Below are 1,101 nucleotides of genomic sequence, written 5' to 3'. Positions count from 1 at the left end.
GCCCGTGCCCGTCGTCTTCTGGCGGCCGGGCGGGCGGTGGTGGTGCGTCACACCCCGTTCGTCATCCGTCTCAAAGACCGGCTCGCTGCCGATTCCACCGTGGCAGGTGTGCAGGTCGGTATCGACCCTGGCAGCAAGCACACCGGCCTGGCGGTGTTCACCGGCCATGAGGGGAGCCGGGCCGGACGGTATGCGATCCAGCTCGACCACCGAGGTGCGCTGATCCGTGACAGGCTCGCTTCGCGGGCCGCGTACCGGCGAGGTAGGCGCTCGCGGAACCTGCGCTACCGCGCCCCCCGGTTCCTCAACCGCACCAAACCGAAGGGGTGGCTCGCGCCGTCCCTGCGACACCGCGTCGAGACCACCCTGTCATGGGTCGCGCGGCTGACCCGGTGGGCGCCCGTGACCGCCGTCCACGTGGAGAAGATCTCCTTCGACACCCACGCCCTGTCGGCCGGGCAGCCGCTCGAAGGAGCCGAGTACCAGCGGGGCACCCTGGCCGGGTACGAGGTCCGCGAATACCTGTTGGCCAAATGGGGGCGGGCGTGCGCGTACTGCGCCAAACAGGACGTGCCGTTGAACCTCGACCACATTCACCCGCGTTCCCGGGGCGGCTCGGACCGGATAAGCAACCTGACCCTGGCCTGCATCCGGTGTAACCAGGCCAAGAACGCCACTCCGGTGGAGGAGTTCCTCAACGGCAGGCCCGCCCTCCTGGCAAAGATCCTCCGGCAGGCGAAAGCACCGCTGCGCGATGCCGCCGCCGTGAACGCCACCCGGTGGGCGCTGTGGCGGGCCCTGGAAGCGACCGGCCTGTCCGTTCGCACCGCCTCGGGCGGTCGTACGAAGTGGAACCGGTCGCGTACCGGCGCCGCCAAGTCCCACACGTTGGACGCGTTGCACGTTGGTGAACTGGAGAGCGTGACCGCCTGGCCGCCGGTGGTCCTGGTGGCCGCGGCGACCGGGCGCGGCGCCTACGCCCGCACCGTCCCCGACCGGTACGGGTTTCCCCGTCTTGTCCGGCCACGGAGCAAACTGCACCACGGCTTCCAGACCGGTGACCTGGTCCGGGCGAACGTCCCGGCGGGCAAGAAGGCCGGG

1 protein-coding gene is annotated in these 1,101 nt (G+C 70.6%); it reads left to right on the top strand.

The window, feature by feature from the left end; translation table 11 throughout:
- The coding region (iscB, locus tag AB0J58_RS45120; RefSeq protein ID WP_364228033.1) for an RNA-guided endonuclease IscB at positions 1-1,101 on the top strand (1,101 nt) is incomplete at both ends.

Source organism: Streptosporangium sp. NPDC049644, from assembly GCF_040675205.1.
GTDB classification, from domain to species: Bacteria; Actinomycetota; Actinomycetes; order Streptosporangiales; family Streptosporangiaceae; genus Streptosporangium; species Streptosporangium fukuiense.
This window is presented reverse-complemented; position numbering and strand designations above follow the sequence as displayed.